The 19,462-nt window shown below is 38.8% G+C and carries 16 protein-coding genes; 10 read left to right on the top strand and 6 right to left on the bottom strand.

Annotation, left to right across the window (positions count from 1 at the left end):
- The first annotated feature begins 130 nt into the window (after window positions 1-130).
- Window positions 131-3,076 carry a T9SS type A sorting domain-containing protein gene (locus DRF67_RS09755; RefSeq protein WP_115928114.1) on the top strand — a complete coding sequence of 982 codons (2,946 nt, stop codon included), beginning with the start codon at window positions 131-133 and terminating at the stop codon, window positions 3,074-3,076.
- Window positions 3,077-3,187: 111 nt separating this feature from the next.
- Here DRF67_RS09755 and DRF67_RS21515 read toward each other — a convergent pair whose 3' ends face one another.
- Together DRF67_RS21515 and DRF67_RS09750 are read right to left on the bottom strand one after the other, a co-directional pair.
- A complete protein-coding gene (locus tag DRF67_RS21515; protein ID WP_165851772.1) occupies window positions 3,188-3,346 on the bottom strand; it encodes a hypothetical protein in 159 nt (52 codons plus the stop codon).
- A gap of 45 nt (window positions 3,347-3,391) precedes the next feature.
- Entirely contained in the window at window positions 3,392-4,219 is an 828-nt protein-coding gene (locus DRF67_RS09750) for an ion transporter (protein WP_115928113.1), read from the bottom strand.
- A 188-nt stretch (window positions 4,220-4,407) separates the two neighbouring features.
- Here DRF67_RS09750 and DRF67_RS09745 point away from each other — a divergent pair, with 188 nt between their 5' ends.
- Complete coding sequence (locus DRF67_RS09745; RefSeq protein ID WP_115928112.1) at window positions 4,408-5,505, top strand: Nif3-like dinuclear metal center hexameric protein; 1,098 nt, start codon at window positions 4,408-4,410, stop codon at window positions 5,503-5,505.
- A 2-nt stretch (window positions 5,506-5,507) separates the two neighbouring features.
- Complete coding sequence (locus DRF67_RS09740; RefSeq protein WP_115928111.1) at window positions 5,508-6,284, top strand: zinc ribbon domain-containing protein; 777 nt, start codon at window positions 5,508-5,510, stop codon at window positions 6,282-6,284.
- A 1,200-nt stretch (window positions 6,285-7,484) separates the two neighbouring features.
- Here the strand turns inward: DRF67_RS09740 and DRF67_RS09735 are convergent.
- A complete protein-coding gene (locus tag DRF67_RS09735) occupies window positions 7,485-9,263 on the bottom strand; it encodes an AMP-dependent synthetase/ligase (protein WP_115928110.1) in 1,779 nt (592 codons plus the stop codon).
- Between the two features lie 354 nt (window positions 9,264-9,617).
- Here DRF67_RS09735 and DRF67_RS09730 point away from each other — a divergent pair, with 354 nt between their 5' ends.
- Both DRF67_RS09730 and DRF67_RS09725 read left to right on the top strand, forming a co-directional pair.
- Window positions 9,618-10,757: an acyl-CoA dehydrogenase gene (locus DRF67_RS09730; protein WP_115928109.1), complete on the top strand. Its 1,140-nt coding sequence runs from the start codon at window positions 9,618-9,620 to the stop codon at window positions 10,755-10,757.
- Between the two features lie 22 nt (window positions 10,758-10,779).
- A complete protein-coding gene (locus DRF67_RS09725; protein ID WP_115928108.1) occupies window positions 10,780-11,145 on the top strand; it encodes a hypothetical protein in 366 nt (121 codons plus the stop codon).
- Between the two features lie 570 nt (window positions 11,146-11,715).
- Here the strand turns inward: DRF67_RS09725 and DRF67_RS09720 are convergent.
- From DRF67_RS09720 to DRF67_RS09710, 3 genes are all read right to left on the bottom strand, one after another.
- Window positions 11,716-12,639, bottom strand: a complete 924-nt coding sequence (locus DRF67_RS09720; RefSeq protein WP_115928107.1) for a DUF4349 domain-containing protein — start codon at window positions 12,637-12,639, stop codon at window positions 11,716-11,718.
- A 287-nt stretch (window positions 12,640-12,926) separates the two neighbouring features.
- Window positions 12,927-14,525, bottom strand: coding sequence for a peptide chain release factor 3 (locus DRF67_RS09715; RefSeq protein ID WP_115928106.1), 1,599 nt, complete (start codon window positions 14,523-14,525; stop codon window positions 12,927-12,929).
- A 115-nt stretch (window positions 14,526-14,640) separates the two neighbouring features.
- On the bottom strand, window positions 14,641-15,363 hold the full coding sequence (locus tag DRF67_RS09710) for a hypothetical protein (protein WP_115928105.1): 723 nt from the start codon (window positions 15,361-15,363) through the stop codon (window positions 14,641-14,643).
- Between the two features lie 92 nt (window positions 15,364-15,455).
- Between DRF67_RS09710 and DRF67_RS09705 the strand changes: the two genes are divergently transcribed.
- From DRF67_RS09705 to DRF67_RS09685, 5 genes are all read left to right on the top strand, one after another.
- Window positions 15,456-16,286: a CPBP family intramembrane glutamic endopeptidase gene (locus DRF67_RS09705; RefSeq protein ID WP_115928104.1), complete on the top strand. Its 831-nt coding sequence runs from the start codon at window positions 15,456-15,458 to the stop codon at window positions 16,284-16,286.
- A 30-nt stretch (window positions 16,287-16,316) separates the two neighbouring features.
- Entirely contained in the window at window positions 16,317-16,904 is a 588-nt protein-coding gene (gene rdgB / locus DRF67_RS09700) for an RdgB/HAM1 family non-canonical purine NTP pyrophosphatase (RefSeq protein ID WP_394337867.1), read from the top strand.
- Window positions 16,905-17,040: 136 nt separating this feature from the next.
- On the top strand, window positions 17,041-17,955 hold the full coding sequence (locus DRF67_RS09695; RefSeq protein WP_115928103.1) for a ribonuclease Z: 915 nt from the start codon (window positions 17,041-17,043) through the stop codon (window positions 17,953-17,955).
- A gap of 5 nt (window positions 17,956-17,960) precedes the next feature.
- Entirely contained in the window at window positions 17,961-18,731 is a 771-nt protein-coding gene (locus DRF67_RS09690; RefSeq protein ID WP_394337866.1) for a TIGR02757 family protein, read from the top strand.
- Between the two features lie 13 nt (window positions 18,732-18,744).
- Window positions 18,745-19,299 carry a DUF1003 domain-containing protein gene (locus tag DRF67_RS09685; RefSeq protein WP_115928102.1) on the top strand — a complete coding sequence of 185 codons (555 nt, stop codon included), beginning with the start codon at window positions 18,745-18,747 and terminating at the stop codon, window positions 19,297-19,299.
- Window positions 19,300-19,462: the final 163 nt, after the last annotated feature.

Raw genomic sequence — 19,462 nt, 5'->3', positions numbered from 1 at the left:
TGTGTGTTTATAAATATGTGAAAATAATATTTATTTGTGTGTGTATTTAGTAAAAAATTATGATATTTTTTAATATTTGAATTAATATTTATACATTTATTGCCCTAACTATTATTATTTTTAACTATTTATGAAAAAAATTCTACTATTGTGTATGACAGCCCTTGGAATAGGTGCTTCAGCACAGATTTTGGTTGGCGAGAGCTTTGAAGGCTCTTCTTTGCCAACGGGGTGGGCGGCCTCAGCACTCCCATCAACTGTTTCGCAGAATGCTTCACTGGGTATCTGGTCTGGTGGAACTGCCTGTGTCGGTTCAAAAGTGGCCTACAGAAATCTGTACAGCAATTCATTTACGACCATCTCATCGTTTAGTGTAACCTATTCTTCTACAGAATCCAATGGTACTGCACTCAATTACTCATTCCAATATGCTGCAAAAGGGTATTCAACAACCGGCGCCATTAAAGGAAATGTGGTTGCTGAATATTCCGTAGACGGAGGAGCTAGCTGGACAGCCCTGATTACGCCTATCGGTCTCGACAGCCCCAATACTACACCGATCCCGTGTACCACGGTTTCCGGAACGATCCCTGCCGGAACGATTCCTGCCGGAGCCAGCTTTAAATTCAGGCTTACAGGGAATCATGAAGCTTCAGACTTCTATCTTGGTTTTGATGATGTAAAATTACTGCAGGAAGTTACAACCCCTCCGGGCTGTACTACTTTAGCGACTCCTGCTCCCGATGCCACAGGCGTTTCCAGAACCCCTACATTGACCTGGACGCATGCTGCCGGAGCCACCGGATATTTAATCAACGTAGGAACAACGCCAGGCGGAACGGAAGTATTAAATAATGCCAATGCAGGATATACGACCAGTTATGCAATTCCAGCCGCTAATGCACTGAATTATTCATCTACGTATTATGTAAGGATTATTCCAACCAATAATTTAGGAAATAATGCAAACTGTGGCGAAAGTTCTTTCACGACTTTGAAAATTGCCTGTCCGTCTGTTTCTGCACCGTCATCTTCGGCAACGGGAGTATCCGCTACTCCGGCCTTCACATGGACGGCTGTATCCGGAGCTGATGGGTATAAGATTTCTGTAGGAACTACAGCAGGAGGAAATGATATTCTGAATGGTGTTGATGTCGGAAATGTGACTACTTATACTCTTACTGCTCCTTTAGCATTTAACACTAAGTATTACTATACCATCAATAGTTACAGTGCAACCAGTGCCAGCTCGAGCTGTACAGAAAGAACTTTTACGACGACTACTTTATGTCCGTCTGTATCTGCACCATCATCTTCAGCAACAGGGGTTTCTATATTACCTACTATTACCTGGGGAGGGAATGCTGATGCGGCAGGATATAAAATTTCCATGGGAACTGCCGCAGGAGGTACAGATATCATGAATGCGGTAGATGTTGGCAATGTTACTTCGTATACATTAACAACTCCTTTGGCATTCAATACAAAATACTATTATACTGTTAACGGGTATAATGGCACTTACACCAGCTCAACCTGTTCTGAAAGAAACTTTACTACCTCTACGCTGTGTCCGTCGGTTTCTGCGCCATCATCTTCAGCCACTGGAGTCTCTGTTACTCCTACCATTACATGGGGGGCTATTACAGGAGCTACAGGGTACAGAATCTCTATGGGTACTTCAGCCGGAGCTACAGATATTATGGATAATGTAGATGTAGGAGATGTAAGCTCATATACTTTTACGACACCATTGAACTTTAGTACAAAATACTACTATAAAGTAATTGCTTACTCCGGAAATACGGTGGGGACTGCTTGTTCAGAAAGGAACTTTACAACTTCTACTTTGTGTCCGTCTGTTTCCGCTCCGACGTCCAGTGCAACCAATGTATCCATTACACCAACCATCACATGGACTGCAATATCAGGTGTTACCGGATATAGAATCTCTATGGGAACCACTGCAGGTGGTACAGATATAATGAATAATGTAGATGTGGGTAATGTTGCCACTTATACCGTTTCCACACCGCTCGCATTTACGACCAAATATTACTATACAGTGACAGCTTATTCGGGAAGCTTGACAGGCACATCCTGCTCAGAAAGAAGCTTTACGACACAGGGAGCTTGTCCAGTAGTAACATATCCTTCCAGTGCAAATGCAACCCTTCAACCGGTAATGCCTACGATAAAATGGAATGCTATTGCAACAGCCACCTCGTATACGCTGACGGTTGGAACTACAGCAGGAGGTTCTGATATTATGAACAGTGTAAATGTTGGGAACGTTACATCCTATACCTTTACATCACCTCTAACACTGGGAACTAAATATTACTACACCGTAAATTCCAATACTTCATCAGCATGTACTGAAAGAGCGTTTACGGTGAATTCTGTGGCAGCACCGGCTAATGATAACTGTTCAGGAGCTTTGGTAGCAACAACTTTCCCATATGATTATTCTCAGACCGACGGAGCGGGTTCTACCAATGGTAATGGATTTATCTCTATTTGTTCCGGTGGTACCAATGACGGAATGTGGTTTAAGTTTACCGGTAATGGAGGTGAAATTACAGTGAAGGCTACTACTACCAGCGACTGGGATCACGAATTATCTGTGTATTCAGGAAGCTGTGGAGCTCTTACTTGTGTGGGAAGTTCAGATAACGATTACGAATCTGTCGGAGCCGTTGAAACCTATACATTTACTTCCGTTGCAGGAACAGACTATTATGTAAATGTGGCAAGTTATAGTGGAACTACCGATTCTGAGGAAGGTAATTTTGACTTGAAGATCACTACCACCTTCTTAGGAACATCAGAGGTGAAAGCTGAGAAGATTAAAGATATCCAGGCATATCCTAATCCGTTTACTGATTTACTGACTATTTCAGATGTATCTAAAGTACAATCTATTTCAATTGTAGATCTTGCAGGAAGAGTAGTGAAGACAATAGATAAGCCATCTTCAGTGCTTCCGCTTAGCGATCTTAAAGAGGGTATGTATTTGATTACACTGAACCTTAAAGATGGTTCAAAACAAACGATTAAAGCCATCAAAAAATAACAGATCACTTTTAATGAATACACAAAGGCGAACAAACTGGTTCGCCTTTCTTGTGATATTTTTTATAAGAAAAGGATCTGAAATCTATTTTTTTTTCAGTTCTTTTACCTCTTACTTATCTGGCACAGGCTGGATGTCCCCGGTATTCAAAAGGTCGAAAACAGTAGGGAAGAAGGTGACAAGAATAAAATAAATGATAATCATTAATACAACAAGTGCAAAAAGAATAATGACTAAACTGCTGGGCTTGTTTTTCTTTTTCGGTTCCATGATTTTTGTGGTATTTGGTGAATAGATTAAATTTGATATCAGATACTAAGCCAATTTCTTGCCACATTGCTTGCAATACCGCGCATCATCATCAATATCTTCATTTCCACACCGTTCACAGATCTTTTCCAGATTCTGTCTTTTGTTCCGCATTTCAGCCGTTACGATTCCGGTAGGAACGGCAATAATGGAATAACCTGCCAGCATCAGGATCACAGCAAAAAATTTTCCCATAGGCGTAATAGGGGATACATCTCCATATCCCACGGTTGTTACGGTAACGACAGCCCAATAGATGGATTGGGGAATGGTTTCAAAACCCTGTCTTCCGCCTTCCACCATAAACATGAGCGATCCTACAATCACAGAAAAAATAATCAGAAACAAAAGGAAAATATAAATTTTTCTGGAGCTGTTCTTCAAGGCTCTTACGATGAGGTAACCGTCATTCATAAAGTCCAGCAAGTTGAAAATTCTGAAGATTCTCAGCATTCTCAACATTCTGAAAATCAGAAAGTATTTGGTGATAGGAAAGAAGAAGCTCAGAAAAAAAGGAACCAGAGAAAGAAAATCTATAATGCCGAAAAAGCTGAAAATATAGTTACGTTTGTTTTTCACTACCGCGATCCGCATAGAATATTCAACCGTGAAAAAAATAGAGATCACCCATTCAAGCGCAAGGAAGGTATAATGGAATTTTTTATCGAGCTTAGGTACGCTTTCCATCATGATAATGGCGGTGCTGGCAAGGATCAGGGATAATAAGATGATATCAAACAGTTTTCCCAGTCTGGTATCAGAACGGTAAATGATGCGGTAAAGATATCTTTTCCATAGACTGTCTTCGGGAACAAGGTTGTGTTCTCTTTCCATTTTAAGGGCGGTTGTTTACAGCGAAGTTAATAATTTTCATGAAGTATTGGTCATGTCGGTGACTGCATATGAAAACTTTTCAGAATAAAATCAAACGTGAAAAGTGATTGTCATCATTTTATTGTTCCTGTTCTCGTCAGAATTTTAGTAAAATTAATATCTTCGCTGTAACTGTAAAATAGAGAATAATGAAGTTAAGAACTGTAATTTCAAAAATTGAGGAGGAAATAAGCATCCGGCAGGCGGAAGATTTTGACAATGTAGGGCTGCTGTGCGGGGTTCCGGACCGTGATGTGTCCGGGATTCTGGTTTGCCATGATGCCCTGGAGAACGTGGTAGAAGAAGCTGTTCTGAAAAACTGTAACCTTATCGTTTGTTTCCATCCGATTATATTTTCCGGATTGAAATCACTGACAGGAAAAAATTATGTGGAAAGAGCAGTTCTAAAAGCCATTGAAAATAAAATCGCTATATATGCTGTTCATACAGCTTTTGATAATGATTTCTTTGGGGTGAACCATGGGATATGCAGCCAGCTGGGACTAAAAAACATGAAAATCCTGCAGCCCAAAGAAAATAACTTAAAACAACTGACTGTCTTTGTTCCGAAAGATTACTCCGAAAAAGTGAAAGAAGCTCTTTTTGCAGCAGGTGCCGGGAATATAGGATTCTATGACGAATGCAGCTTTACCCTCAACGGCAGAGGTACTTTCAGGCCTACCGAAGGCTCGAATCCCTTCTCTGGTCAGCAGGGAGTCCGTGAAAATGCTGATGAAGATATGATCTCCGTGATTTTTGAATCATATAAACAGGGACAGATTGTAGCAGCAATGAAGACAGCCCATCCCTATGAAGAAGTAGCTTATCAGGTGTATAACCTTGATAACAAAAACCAACATGCAGGCCTCGGAATGTATGGGGAGCTCGAGGAAGAAATGGACGAAAAAGATTTTCTGGGATTTGTAAAGGAAAAATTTGGTCTTGAGGTGATCAAACATTCTTCTTTCAATGCTAAAAAGATCAAAAGAGTAGGCGTGCTCGGGGGATCCGGAGCCAGTGGAATCCGTTCTGCCGTTTCTAAAAAATGTGACGCTTACCTGACGGGAGATCTGAAGTACCACGATTATTTTCTGGCAGAGTCTAAAATGCTGATTTGTGATATAGGGCATTATGAATCAGAACAATTTGTATGTCAACAATTATTTGAAATTTTATCACAAAAATTTAGTACATTTGCAATTTCAAAATCTATTGAAAAAACAAACCCAGTAAATTATTTCATTTAAATATGGCAAAAACCAACGATATTTCAGTTGAAGAAAAATTAAGAGCTTTATACGATTTACAGATCATTGATTCAAGATTGGATGAAATCCGAAATACCAGAGGAGAATTGCCAATTGAAGTTGAAGATCTTGAAATCGAAATTGAAGGTCTTGAAAAGAGAGCTGAAAAATTTCATGCAGATATCAAAGATCAGGACGATCAGATCAAAACAAAGCATGAAGTAATTAACCATGCTAAAACTTTAATTGAGAAATACAAATCTCAGCAGGATAATGTAAGAAACAATAAAGAGTTTGAAGCATTAGGAAAAGAAATCGAATTCCAGGATCTGGAAATTCAGCTTGCTGAAAAAAGAATTAAAGAGTTCGGAGTTAAAATCGCTCACAAAAATGAAACGTTAAGCGAACTGAACGGTAAGATCGACGATTTAAAAAGCCACTTAAAATTCAAGAAAGAAGAATTGGATGGTCTGATCTCTGAAACTCAGAAAGAAGAAGAATATCTGCTTGAACAGTCTAAGGAATACGCTGGTAAAATTGATGAAAGACTATTGGCTTCTTATAACAGAATCAGAACAAACTCTATCAACGGTCTTGCCGTAGTAGGATTAGAAAGAGGAGCTCCAAAAGGGTCATTCTTTACCATCCCTCCTCAGAAGCAAATGGAAATTGCACAGAGAAAGAAAATCATTATTGATGAGCACTCTGGAAAAATCCTTGTAGATGATGAATTGGTAATGGAAGAAAACGAAAGAATGAAATCTGTAATTAAATTCTAATTATTGGTTTTCAACAATACAAAAGCTGTTTCATTCTGAGACAGCTTTTTTGTTTTTTGATGAACCAGAAAAAACTTCATTGGCCACATCACGGATGGCAAAGGCATCGATATTAGGGCTGAAGTCTTACAGCCAAGATACTACTATTAAGAAAAAAATAAGTTATTTATCCCGCAAAGGACACTAAGTTTTCTTAGTTCTTATACAAAAAACGATCGCTAAGGCGTTTCACTCAGCAGCAAAAAACCTTGCTGAACGAAGTGCCACTGCGAACGAAAAGCATGCACAACATCAATAACCCTGCGAACGTTGCGCTAAAAAAATAGGTTTAAGCTTTACAGCGCATGTAAAAAGATCAGCGCTGATGGCAAAGGCATTGATATTTCGGCAATACCTGCTGGAGTCTATTTTATTTAATCTAAAATCTGGTGAGCTGAAGTCTTACAGCCGGACGATTATTATTAAGCAAAAAATAAATTATTTATCCCGCAAAGGGCGCTAAGCTTTCTTAGTTCTTATACAAAAAACGATCGCTAAGGCGTTTCACTCAGCAGCAAAAAACCTTGCTGAACGAAGTGCCACTGCGAACGAAAAGCATGCACAACATCAATAACCCTGCGAACGTTGCGCTAAAAAAATAGGTTCAAGCTTTACAGCGCATGTAAAAAGATCAGCACTGATGGCAAAGGCATTGATATTTCGGCAATACCTGCTGGAGTCTATTTTATTTAATCTGAAATCCGGGAAGCTGACATCTTACAGCCAGAAGACTATTATTAAGTAAAAAATAAAATAATTATCCCGCAAAGGGCGCTAAGTTTTCTTAGTTCTTATACAAAAAACGATCGCTAAGGCGTTTCACTCAGCAGAAAAAAACCTCTGAAAATATCCTCAAACATCTGTGGAAATTTGTGCGATTTGTGGTTCAATTCTATTAATCGAGAGTAAGAAAAAGATGTGCCTTATAAAATATAATTTTCTTTAATAGTTTAATAATCTCCCGCAGATTTCACAGATTTCGCAAATGTTTGTGTTGGGGGTAAAGGATGAAATCTGCATTATGTGCTCAATCGAGAGCATCAACAGACGGATGGTATTCAATAGAAATGGGCTTTAGCCCATTTACAAAAATGATCATCGAAAACCTAAAAGCATTTGAATTGCCATAAAAAAACCGCTTCAAACGAAGCGGTTACTATTTTATTCATGATGCTCATACATCTTATTGTAAAGACTCATAAACTTTTCTTTTACAGCCTTTCTCTTTAATTTCAGCGTAGGAGTCAGAAGTCCGGTTTCAATGCTCCAAACCTCAGGGGTAAGCTCAATTTTCTTAATTTTTTCCCAGTTTCCAAGGTGTTCATTAATCCCGTCGATTTCTTTTTCAATTCTCTGTTTCAATTCTGCACTTTTTGCAATTTCTGCAGGAGTAGAACCGATGTTGAGGTTGTTTCTCATCGCCCAATTCTTAGCAAACTCAAAATCAGGTTGTACTAGGGCACAAGGCATTTTTTCTCCATCGCCTACGACCATGATCTGTTCGATGAATTTAGATGCTTTTGCTAAATTCTCAATGGTTTGTGGGGCAATATATTTTCCTCCGGATGTTTTGAACATTTCTTTTTTACGGTCGGTAATCTGTAAGAATCCGTCACTGTCGATATGGCCTATATCTCCCGTTTTGAAAAAACCGTCTTCTGTAAAAGCTTCTTTGGTCATTTCTTCATTCTGGAAGTACCCTTTGAAAACAGATGGTCCTTTCACCGTAATTTCACCGTCTTCCTGAATCTTCACTTTTAAATTATCCAGCGGAATACCTACGGTTCCCACTTTCATTTTATCAAAGCTGTTAACGGAAATTACAGGAGAAGTTTCTGTCAGACCATATCCTTCCAAAATAGGGATTCCTGCGTTCTGAAACATCAGATTAAGTCTGGTGGAAAGGGCAGCTGATCCGGATACGAGGGTAACGATTTCACCTCCTAAACCTTCTCTCCATTTAGAAAATACCAGCTTATCTGCAATAATTTCCTGAATTCCAGATGGTTTTGAGATGACTTTCTTTTTCGAAATCAATTGCAATGCCCAGAAAAATATTTTAGACTTCAGTCCACCGGCAGAAGAACCTGTATTGTAGATCTTATCATATACTTTTTCTACAAGCCTTGGTACTACGGTCATATAATGGGGCTTTACCTCCTTCACGTTTTCCCCCATTTTTTCAATGCTTTCAGCAAAATAAAGAGAAAAACCGTTGTATTGGTAAAGATAGAAAAGCATTCTTTCAAAAATATGACAGATGGGAAGAAAACTTAATGCTCTCGTTTCTTTGTAATCCAGGCTTCTCTTCTTAGGAATTCTTGGGATGGAACCCAGCACATTGGAAACGATATTATTGTGGGTAAGCATCACGCCTTTTGGCCTTCCCGTAGTTCCGGAAGTATAAATAATAGTGGCAAGATCTTCGGTATTGATAGCATTGGAGAGGTCATCTACCTCAATCTGTGTAGATTCATCCTTACCAAGATCCAGTATTTCGCTCCAGTTGGCAGCACCGCTTATCGTATCAAAAGTGAAAATTCCCTGTAAGCTCGGAATATTATGCTTCACCTTCATCACTTTATTTAAAAGTTCTTTATCAGACACAAAACAGTATTGAATTTCTGCATTATTGAAGATGAACTCATAATCTTCAGGAGAAATACTTGGATACACCGGTACGGAAACTACCCCAATCTGGGAAAGCCCGAAATCCATAATGGCCCACTCCGTACGCGAATTCGTGGTAATCAGAGCGATCTTGTCACCCGGCTTTATACCAAGCTTAAGTAATCCTCTTGATACCTTATTACCTTCATTAATAAACTCCTGAGTGGAAGTTTTTCTCCATTCGCCGTGGTATTTGGTGACAAACATATCCGTTTTAGGATATTTTTCTAAAGCGTAGTGTGGAATATCGAATAATCTCTTGATCGTCATGATTTTTTAAATAATTTATAAAGAAATCTAAATATAAGCATTTTTTTTAATTGCAAAAACTAGAATTAGATAATTGAAAATAAGTTGAATGCCTGCCATAACATTTTCATCAAAAAGAGTGCCTGAAGCGCGGAGGGGAGAGGTTGCTGCTGAATCACGACTTCGTAATCGGGAACTATTTTATTTTTTTTTCCAAGCTTGCAATATTCATATCAAGCTGCTTTCGGAATAGTTCTGATCCCGCATCATCAGAGCTTTTCATCTGTCTTTGTTCCGGCTGTTTTTCAGCGTCTAATTTATTTTTTCAGATTTGCTTAAAAAGTGTAAATTTACGGCTATCTAATTATTTTTTTTATGGACTTTAATTTATCGGAAGAACAGCTGATGATTCAGCAGGCAGCAAGAGACTTTGCACAGAACGAACTATTACCTGGCGTTATTGAAAGAGACCGTGACCAGAAATTCCCTACAGAACAGGTGAAGAAGATGGGTGAAATGGGACTTTTGGGAATGATGGTGGATCCAAAATACGGCGGTGCAGGGATGGATAGCGTTTCTTACGTGCTGGCGATGGAGGAGATTGCAAAAATAGATGCTTCTGCAGCGGTTGTAATGTCTGTAAACAATTCATTGGTTTGTGCCGGTCTTGAAAAATTTGCTTCTGAAGAGCAGAAGGTAAAATACCTTACTCCACTGGCAAGCGGACAGGTAATTGGAGCATTTGCATTATCTGAGCCGGAAGCAGGTTCTGATGCAACTTCTCAGAAAACCACTGCCGAAGATAAAGGGGATTACTATCTTTTGAACGGAATCAAAAACTGGATCACTAATGGGGGCACAGCTACTTATTATATCGTGATCGCTCAGACTGATCCGGAGAAAAAACATAAAGGGATCAACGCTTTCATCGTAGAAAGAGGATGGGAAGGTTTTGAAATCGGATTGAAAGAAGATAAACTGGGAATCAGAGGAAGTGATACGCATTCTTTGATCTTTAATAACGTAAAAGTTCCTAAAGAAAACAGAATCGGAGAAGATGGATTCGGATTCAACTTTGCTATGGCGGTACTGAACGGGGGTAGAATCGGGATTGCTTCCCAGGCCTTGGGAATCGCATCAGGAGCTTATGAGTTGGCATTGAAATATGCTAAAACAAGAAAAGCGTTCAAAACAGAAATCATCAACCACCAGGCTATTGCATTCAAATTGGCAGATATGGCGACCCAGATCACAGCGGCAAGAATGCTTTGCTTCAAGGCGGCATGTGAGAAAGATGCTGGAAAAGATATCTCTGAAAGTGGGGCTATGGCTAAATTGTATTCTTCTCAGGTAGCAATGGATACTACTATTGAAGCTGTACAGATCCATGGTGGATATGGATATGTAAAAGAATATCACGTAGAAAGATTAATGAGAGATGCGAAAATCACTCAGATCTATGAAGGAACTTCTGAAATCCAGAAAATAGTGATTTCCAGAAGTATTGCAAAATAAACAATTTTAAAACACACTACTTATGAAAAAATCTTTGTGGATCGCCCTCGGTGTCGTACTGCTGTTGCTAGGAGTATTTGTCTGGTATAAGTACTTTTTCGTTTTCGGAGAAGGCGTGAAGTCCGGATACCTTAATTATGCTATGAAAAAAGGCTATGTCTTCAAAACATATGAAGGCAAACTGATTCAGGAAGGCTTTGGAAAAGGAAAAACAGGAACCATTACAAGCTATGAGTTTGAGTTTTCTGTTGATGATCCTGAAATTTTCAAACAGCTGGAAACCAATAGCGGGAAAACATTCGATCTCCATTACAAAGAGTACAATGGGGCTCTTCCCTGGAGAGGAAATACAAAGTTTGTCGTAGACAAAGTAGTGAACATGAAATAACTGAAAGGCTTCCGTTTACGGGAGCTTTTTCTTTTCACGAGCTATTCCCGCTATCCACTCATACTCCTCGCGCCAGCTCAGGGGCCGTGCTTGCTGTGGGGTAACCGCTACTATCGGGGCTATGTTAGTCTTCTAAACAGCACCCCATGCCCTGCTTATCAATAGGTGGGGTTTTTCCATTCAAATAAATAAATCCATCATTTCAGCTTTCACCAAAACCTGTAATAGATCTCTTCGGCAAATCAGAGATTTAAAAGTCTAAATGCTATGTTGATCAATAGGAATGGACTTCAGTTTATTTAAATTCAAATAGATATATTTCTTCCTCGAATTTTAACCAAAACCTGCAATAGATCTCTTCAGCAAATCACAGATTTAAAAGTCTAAACGCTATGTTGATCAATAGGAATGGGCTTCAGCCCATTCAAATAAATATAGTTCTGCTCCGGCTTTAGCCAAAACCTAAAATACTCGTTCCGCAGATCATTACATTTAAAATAAAAATATAAATATCCACAACAAAAAATCCATCAACGAAAGATGGATTTTGAATTCTGGTGAGAATTGTCCTCAGGAATTTTGTTGTTTCTTCTTTTTAAAAAAATAATATCCGATACCCCCGATCAGAAACACCGGCCACAGCGGAAGAAGAAACAGGAAAATAGAAGTAATAACATCCCATCCTGATGAAATGGCTGCAAGAGATTTTCCCCCAAAAGTTTTAGGTTCCATTTCAGCGCCTGTCTTATCCAGAATGCTTACATTGATCGTGCAGATGGTATTGTCTGTGTACTGATGCCCTGAAACCTGAATATCTTTGGTCTCAATATCTCCGATCGTATGGCTAAGAGCATCCATCAGCCCGTCGAAATGCTGGATGGGTACTTTGATGTCCATGGTGTAGAGTTTCTTATCTTCTTCCTGGCGGCTGGCAGATTCTACATAAGAAAGGTTTTCGCTTTTAATGTATCCGTTATTCTTAACGGCTTCTTCCCTGATGATTTCCTTTACTGTTTCTGAATGATCCGCTTTAATGGAAAGGTATCCTGACTTTACCATCCTGTCTTTAATATTGAGTTCGTAACGGTCATTTTTAGGCTTTTCTTTATAAATAACCTTAGTTTCTCTGATGACTTTCGGAGCTGGCACGTTGACCACAATTTTTTCAGTTTTCTTTGTGGCAGAATCTTCTTTGCCCACTTTTGACTCCAGGCGTGTTGATGCAATCTTGTCAGACAGGGAGTCCACCACTTTGGAGGTGTTTTCTATTTTTTCCCGGATGCTATTACTTGTGTTTTCAAAATCTTTTATTTTAATGCTGGCTGAGTCCATGACCTGATTCGCGGTCTGGCTTGCGTGGTCTATGGCTTCTGCAGTGACAACGGAGACACTGTCCATAGAGCGCGAAGCTTCTTCAATCTGAGACTGGGGAGCCCCCTTTTTACACATAATAAATGTACCGGATACTACGGCTAGTAATATAAACTTTTTCATACTATTAATTTTTGATGAAGTAAAATTAGGAAGGAAGCCGCTGAAGCATTTGTAAATAGAATGTATTGTATCGGTAAAGTTTTAAATAGCTGTATATCAGTATTTTGTATTTTATTTACAAGAGATTTACAAAGTAAGTTCGTCGATCTTTATTATGATATAGAGTGCTGAGCCGGTACACGGAGCGACTCTTAAACAGCGAAAAGTTTAGAGGATAGCCAAAGGGTAGGGATAAAAAAAATCCGCAGAAAATTTCTACGGATGTATCTTTTCAGCAATTTTGCTTTTTATTGATGATCTTGGAATTCACTGATGAAGTGCAGCTTCACATTCGGAAACTTCTCCTGCGTCATATGAATGGTAAATGAAGAGTCTGCTAAGAAGACCAGCTGGTTATATTTGTCTCTTGCGAGGAACCTTTGTTTCAGCCTTGCAAATTCTTTAAATTCTTCAGATTTCTCATCAGCTTCCACCCAACATGCCTTGTGCATAGAAAGAGGCTCGTACGTACATTTTGCACCATATTCATGTTCCAGACGGTATTGGATAACCTCATACTGAAGTGCACCTACAGTACCGATGATCTTTCTTCCGTTCATTTCCAGGGTAAACAGCTGGGCAACTCCTTCGTCCATCAGCTGATCAATACCCTTGGCCAATTGCTTAGCTTTAAGTGGATCATTGTTATTGATATAACGGAAATGTTCAGGGGAGAAGCTCGGAATTCCTTTGAAACTTAGCTTTTCACCACCGGTAAGGGTATCACCGATTCTGAAACTTCCCGTATCATGAAGACCTACGATGTCACCAGGGAAACTTTCTTCCACAACTTCTTTTTTATCAGCAAAGAATGCATTGGGAGAAGAGAATTTCATTTTTTTGCCTTCCCTTACCAACAGGTAATTCTCGTTTCTTTTGAATGTTCCCGAAACAATCTTTACAAACGCGAGTCTATCTCTGTGCTTCGGATCCATATTAGCATGAATTTTGAAAACAAATCCTGTAAAATTATTTTCTTCTGGTTTTACCAGGCGGGTATCACTTTCTTTCGGCTGTGGCATTGGAGCAATGTCAATAAAAGCATCCAGTAATTCACGCACCCCAAAATTATTCAAAGCAGAGCCAAAGAAAACCGGTTGTAGATCACCTTTCATATAATCCTCTCTGCTGAATTCAGGATAGACAGACTGAATCAGGTCAAGCTCTTCTCTTAAAGTCCCTGCCGCTTTTTCGCCAATAACTTCGTCAATAGAAGCATCATTAATATCATCAAACCTTATCGAATCACCAACTTTCTGTTTTTTCTCTTCTAAGAACAGCTGAATATTGTTTTCCCAGATATTATAAATTCCCTGAAAATCACTTCCCATACCAATAGGCAGAGACAATGGGCAAACCGTCAATCCTAATTTCTGTTCCACTTCATCCAGAAGGTCAAAAGCATCCTTCCCTTCACGGTCAAGTTTATTGATGAAGACCAGCATCGGGATGTTTCTCATTCTGCAAACCTTAACCAGCTTTTCAGTTTGTTCCTCAACCCCTTTGGCAACGTCGATCACTACAATTACCGAATCTACTGCCGTTAAAGTTCGGTAAGTATCTTCAGCAAAATCTTTGTGACCGGGTGTATCAAGGATATTGATCTTATGGTCTCTATATTCAAATGCCAATACGGAAGTCGCTACAGAGATCCCTCTCTGTCTTTCGATTTCCATAAAGTCGGAGGTAGCTCCTTTTTTTATTTTATTGGATTTTACCGCACCTGCTTCCTGAATAGCTCCCCCGAAAAGAAGTAACTTTTCCGTAAGGGTTGTTTTTCCGGCATCCGGGTGGGAAATGATCCCGAAGGTCTTTCTTTTTTGTATTTCTTTGAGTAAGTCTGACATATCGTATTTTGAAGTTGCAAAAATCGTGATTTTTTACGAGGTTTTCAAATTTAAATTACAAAATAAGTGACTGGTTTATCACTCGGATGGTATGGTTTGGAAACTTTCTGTCCTGTCAGTTTTCTATTTTAAAAAATAAAAATGGAATACTTATAAGAATACCGGTGAGGATAAGCGCTGTCAGGATCAGGAGCCAGCCTCCCCATGAAATTCCCTTACCTTTAACTTTCCACGTGTCAGGATCAATGGAGAAGCTTTTCAGAGCTACAGGGTTTATTTTTAAATCCGGGCGGAATATCGCAATTCCCTGCATAAAATGGGCGTATAATGTACTTTTATTCTTTACCACATAAAGGGGAAGGTTCATATCGATTCGTTGTGTCACCTCTTCCTCTATTTTATCCCGTTTTACTGTAAGCTCAAGCAGGGGGACCAGACTTCCGCCAACTGTTGTTACTGTATTGAGATCAAAATTTTGCTTTGAAGGGTGAAGTTCCGTATACAGTATTTGTTCTACAATTTCATTTTTTGAGTTGTACCAAAAGAGCCCCGTATGATCAACAGTAATTTTGCTTGCGAGGCTTTTTCTTTTTATAATATAATACCGGATCGCAGGAATTAAGATCAGCAGGGAAATTCCCCAGCATAACAACGCCACTAAAAGCATAGCGTCAATTCCTCTTTTCCAGATCCCATAAGCGGGGCCGAGAACAAAAATGATAAAAACTGCAAGCAGCATCCCAAAAAAAGTGGTCTGCAGGATCGAAGTGGCAAATCGGTTGATTTTGGATTCAGCGCCCTGAAATGACAGTTCAGTATTTGTTTTGATAGTATTCATGGTGGGGGGAGCTAATTTAAGTATTTTCTTTTTTAGTTGCCTGTAGCATTCAAAAAAATTATCTTTGTTTCCATAAAATTTACAAAAAAAGAATGGAAAATAGCAGGTATCCAAAGTTTACTTTTACATGGCTGGGCGCTGTTGCTTTAGTAGTAGGTTTGTTTGCCGGAACAATGGCTGTCTCTTTCTTCAGTACTTTTTGGAAGATTGTTTTCAAAGAAAATCTCGAGCTGAAAGAATGGTTTCTGATGGTAGCCAACTCTGTAGGATTCCTTACAGCAATTGCTTTTTTTGATTTTTTTATCGTGAGACGGACAACAGGAAAGAAACTTAATTTCAACCTTTCATCAGTTAATTTTTATACCTATCTTCTTATTTTTCCTATGATGGCGGGGATGATGTTTATCTCAGAATTTGTTGCCTCGCTTATTCCCACTACCGGACCTTTTTTTGGGGATTTTTATGAATATTTCGTCCAGCTGATGAACCAGCTGACTGACGATCCTGTGGTGATGATCATCATGACTGTGATCATGGCTCCGGTTTTTGAGGAGGTTATTTTCAGAGGTATTATTCAGAAGGGGTTGATTAATAAAGGAGTTGAACCTTGGAAGGCAATTTTATATGCCGCGATTATTTTCGGTGTGGTTCACGGAAATCCATGGCAGTTTATCAGCGCTGTGATGCTGGGATGTGTACTGGGAGTCGTATATCATAAGACTAAATCTTTATTGATGCCCATACTGCTTCATGCGTTCAATAATCTGACACTTTCATTATTGGTACTGTATGGTAAAGAAGAAAGTTTTGCAAAAGTTTTTAATGTTTCCGAATGGCTTATTCTGGCCGTAGGACTTGTCCTTTTTTCTTTGTTTTATTATCTTTTTATGAAAAAGTACAAAGTGCATTATGCCGAAATATAATTGAGCCTTAGTGGAAAGTAAAATTTGAAAATGAATATAGACATGGAATTATTGGTAGCAACACACAATGAACACAAGAAAGAAGAAATACAGCAGATTCTGGGAAGTGAATGTCTGGTGAAAAGCCTTACAGATTATGACATTCACGAGGAAATTATAGAAGATGGAGATTCATTTCATGCCAATGCCCTGATCAAGGCAAAATATTGTTTTGAAAAAACCGGAATCCCAAGTTTGGGGGATGACAGCGGTCTTGTCGTAGAATCTTTGGACGGAAGACCGGGAATATTCTCTGCACGTTATGCCGGAGATCACGATTTTGCTAAAAATATAGAGAAAGTCCTGGAGGAGATGCAGGGAATAGACAATAGAAAAGCTTATTTTGTGACAGTCCTGTGCTATTATGACGAGAATGGAGCCAGGTATTTTGAAGGAAGGGTACATGGTAATCTGTTGACAGAGAATAAGGGTTTCAAAGGTTTCGGATATGATCCTATCTTTATTCCTGAAGGCTATGACAGAACTTTTGCAGAAATGGATCCTGAAGAGAAAAATAAAATCAGCCACCGCAGACAGGCACTGGATCTGTTTATGGACTTTCTGAAAGTGATAGATTAAAGATAAAGAATCTGTTTACCCTATTTGCCTCTTTGTGAAGGAATCATGGGAAACAGTTTTTCATTTTAATTAATTATGAATGTACAACAGGCCTTTTAGAATTTCTGTCGTACATTTGTTAGAATAAACTATTGATTTGAGTACTTATTTAACGATATTAGGTTTTAATTCAGCGATTCCGACAATCAATTCTTCTCCCACAGCACAGTTGTTGGAAATGGAGGAAAGGCACTTCCTGATTGATTGTGGAGAAGGTACCCAGGTACAGCTGAGAAAAGCAAAAGCAAGGTTTTCAAAGATCAACCATATTTTTATTTCTCACCTTCACGGTGATCATTGTTTCGGACTTCCGGGCCTGATTGCTTCTTTCCGGCTTTTGGGAAGAGAAACTCCTCTTCACGTGTACGGTCCGAAAGGAATAAAAAAAATGCTGGATACCATATTTCAGATCACAGAGACCCACCGTGGTTTCGAGGTGGTATATCATGAGCTGGATAAAACATATTCTGAAAAAATCTATGAAGACAACAGAGTAAAGGTCTATACCATTCCTCTGGATCACAGGATATACTGCAACGGATATCTTTTTAAAGAAAAGCCAAAGGACAGACATTTGAATATGAAGGAAATTGCAAAATACAATGAAATTGAAACCTGTGATTATCACCATATAAAAGCGGGAAAAGATTTCGTGTTAAGCGATGGATATGTCCTTAAAAATGAAGTTCTTACCATTGATCCGGCCCCGGCGGTATCCTATGCTTTCTGCAGTGATACAAGATATCTTGAAAGCGTGATTCCGATTATTAAAAATGTGACGGTTCTGTACCATGAGTCCACATTCCTGCACGATCTGAAGGAAATGGCAGATTACACAGGACACACTACAGCGTTGGAAGCGGCAACAATTGCTCAGAAAGCTCAGGTCGGAAAACTGATTTTGGGACATTTTTCAAACAGATATGCAGATCTGACGGTATTTACCGATGAAGCCAGAAATGTATTCCCCCATTCTTATCTGCCGAAAGCATTGGAGAGTGTAAAGATTTAAAGAATATGTTGAAATTTGAAGAGCTTAGAAGTTTTCTGGATGAAAAAGCGGATCAGTTTAATGCGCCTGATTTTATTGAAAACGACCCGATACAGATTCCACATCGCTTTACCATTAAGCAGGATATTGAGATTGCAGGGTTCCTGGCCGCAACCATCTCCTGGGGAAACAGAAAGTCTATCATCAAATCTGCAGAGAAAATGCTTGATATGATGGGGAATGCTCCCTATGATTTTGTATTGAATTATACCGAAAAAGATTTGGAAGATATTCAGGAGAAAAGTGTGCACAGAACTTTTAATGGTCAGGATTTTGCTTACTTTATCAGACAGTTCAACAGAATATATCAGGAACATGAAAGTCTGGAAAGCTTATTTGAAGTCCGGGATCAGGAAGTTAATTTTCTGCATGCCATAGAAAGATTCAGAAGCAGTTTTTTGGAACCTGAAAAAAACAGAACGCACAAACACATCAGTTCACCCTATAAAAATTCTTCTGCCAAAAGGATCATTATGTTTCTGCGGTGGATGGTACGTAAAGATAAAAGAGGCGTAGATTTTGGTATATGGGAGAATATCGACCAGAAACATTTGTCAATTCCTTTGGATGTTCACACCGGAAATATTTCAAGAAAACTGGGACTTGTTTTAAGAACGCAGAATGATTGGAAAACAGTAGAAGAGTTGGATCTAGCCATAAGGAAGTTTGATTCAGATGATCCCGCGAAATATGACTTTGCATTATTTGGGCTGGGAGTGACGAAAGAACTGTTGTAAAAAAATATAAAGGATGAAAAAGTATAACGAAAAAACAGAAGTTCTGGAAAGAATAGCGGACAGCATTACCTCGTGGATAGGATCTATCCAGTCTCTCATTGTGCATACCCTGCTTTTCGTTACTTCATTTTTGCTTCCCATGCTGCATATTGTTGATTTTGATAAAATGCTGCTGATTCTTACGACGATATTATCTTTAGAAGCCATTTATCTGGCTATATTCATTCAGATGTCCGTCAACAAAAGCCACGAAAAAATTGAAGATATCCAGGAGGATATTGAGGAGATCAGTGAAGATATTGAAGATATCCAGGAAGATATCGAGGAGATCAGTGAGGATATTGAAGAGATCAGTGAAGATATTGAGGAAATTAATGAAGACATTGAGGATATTCAGGAAGATATTGAAGAGATCAATGAAGAGGAAGAAGATGAACATCGCAATGAAAGGGCTAAAAATGTGATCCTGAAAAGCAATGTCAGCTCCAACAAAAATGAAATAAAAGCTTTGAAAGATATTATTTTCCGGCTTCAGAGTGAAATTGATCAGCTAAAAAAAGAGGATTAACTCTTCACAAATCATTCACGTGATTATAGTACAAACAGATTAATTTTTATTAATCTGTTTTTTTACAGGTGAGAATTCCGGTGTTTTGCGGAAAATGTAAAAATAAAATCTATTTATTGAAAATGTTTGCGTTAAATTAAATTAAAAGTATGTAAACGGTTAT

This window comes from Chryseobacterium pennipullorum (genome assembly GCF_003384725.1).
In the GTDB taxonomy this organism is placed as follows: domain Bacteria; phylum Bacteroidota; class Bacteroidia; order Flavobacteriales; family Weeksellaceae; genus Chryseobacterium; species Chryseobacterium pennipullorum.
This window is presented reverse-complemented; position numbering and strand designations above follow the sequence as displayed.

Excerpts from the sequence above, each read along its gene's own strand:
- rdgB (WP_394337867.1), top strand. The coding sequence starts at position 16,317 with ATGAATATAGACATGGAATTATTGGTAGCAACACACAATGAACACAAG.
- DRF67_RS09750 (WP_115928113.1), bottom strand. The coding sequence starts at position 4,219 with ATGGAAAGAGAACACAACCTTGTTCCCGAAGACAGTCTATGGAAAAGA.
- DRF67_RS09705 (WP_115928104.1), top strand. The coding sequence starts at position 15,456 with ATGGAAAATAGCAGGTATCCAAAGTTTACTTTTACATGGCTGGGCGCT.
- DRF67_RS09725 (WP_115928108.1), top strand. The coding sequence starts at position 10,780 with ATGAAAAAATCTTTGTGGATCGCCCTCGGTGTCGTACTGCTGTTGCTA.
- DRF67_RS09715 (WP_115928106.1), bottom strand. The coding sequence starts at position 14,525 with ATGTCAGACTTACTCAAAGAAATACAAAAAAGAAAGACCTTCGGGATC.
- DRF67_RS09685 (WP_115928102.1), top strand. The coding sequence starts at position 18,745 with ATGAAAAAGTATAACGAAAAAACAGAAGTTCTGGAAAGAATAGCGGAC.
- DRF67_RS21515 (WP_165851772.1), bottom strand. The coding sequence starts at position 3,346 with ATGGAACCGAAAAAGAAAAACAAGCCCAGCAGTTTAGTCATTATTCTT.
- DRF67_RS09690 (WP_394337866.1), top strand. The coding sequence starts at position 17,961 with ATGTTGAAATTTGAAGAGCTTAGAAGTTTTCTGGATGAAAAAGCGGAT.
- DRF67_RS09740 (WP_115928111.1), top strand. The coding sequence starts at position 5,508 with ATGGCAAAAACCAACGATATTTCAGTTGAAGAAAAATTAAGAGCTTTA.
- DRF67_RS09710 (WP_115928105.1), bottom strand. The coding sequence starts at position 15,363 with ATGAATACTATCAAAACAAATACTGAACTGTCATTTCAGGGCGCTGAA.
- DRF67_RS09735 (WP_115928110.1), bottom strand. The coding sequence starts at position 9,263 with ATGACGATCAAGAGATTATTCGATATTCCACACTACGCTTTAGAAAAA.
- DRF67_RS09745 (WP_115928112.1), top strand. The coding sequence starts at position 4,408 with ATGAAGTTAAGAACTGTAATTTCAAAAATTGAGGAGGAAATAAGCATC.
- DRF67_RS09755 (WP_115928114.1), top strand. The coding sequence starts at position 131 with ATGAAAAAAATTCTACTATTGTGTATGACAGCCCTTGGAATAGGTGCT.
- DRF67_RS09720 (WP_115928107.1), bottom strand. The coding sequence starts at position 12,639 with ATGAAAAAGTTTATATTACTAGCCGTAGTATCCGGTACATTTATTATG.
- DRF67_RS09730 (WP_115928109.1), top strand. The coding sequence starts at position 9,618 with ATGGACTTTAATTTATCGGAAGAACAGCTGATGATTCAGCAGGCAGCA.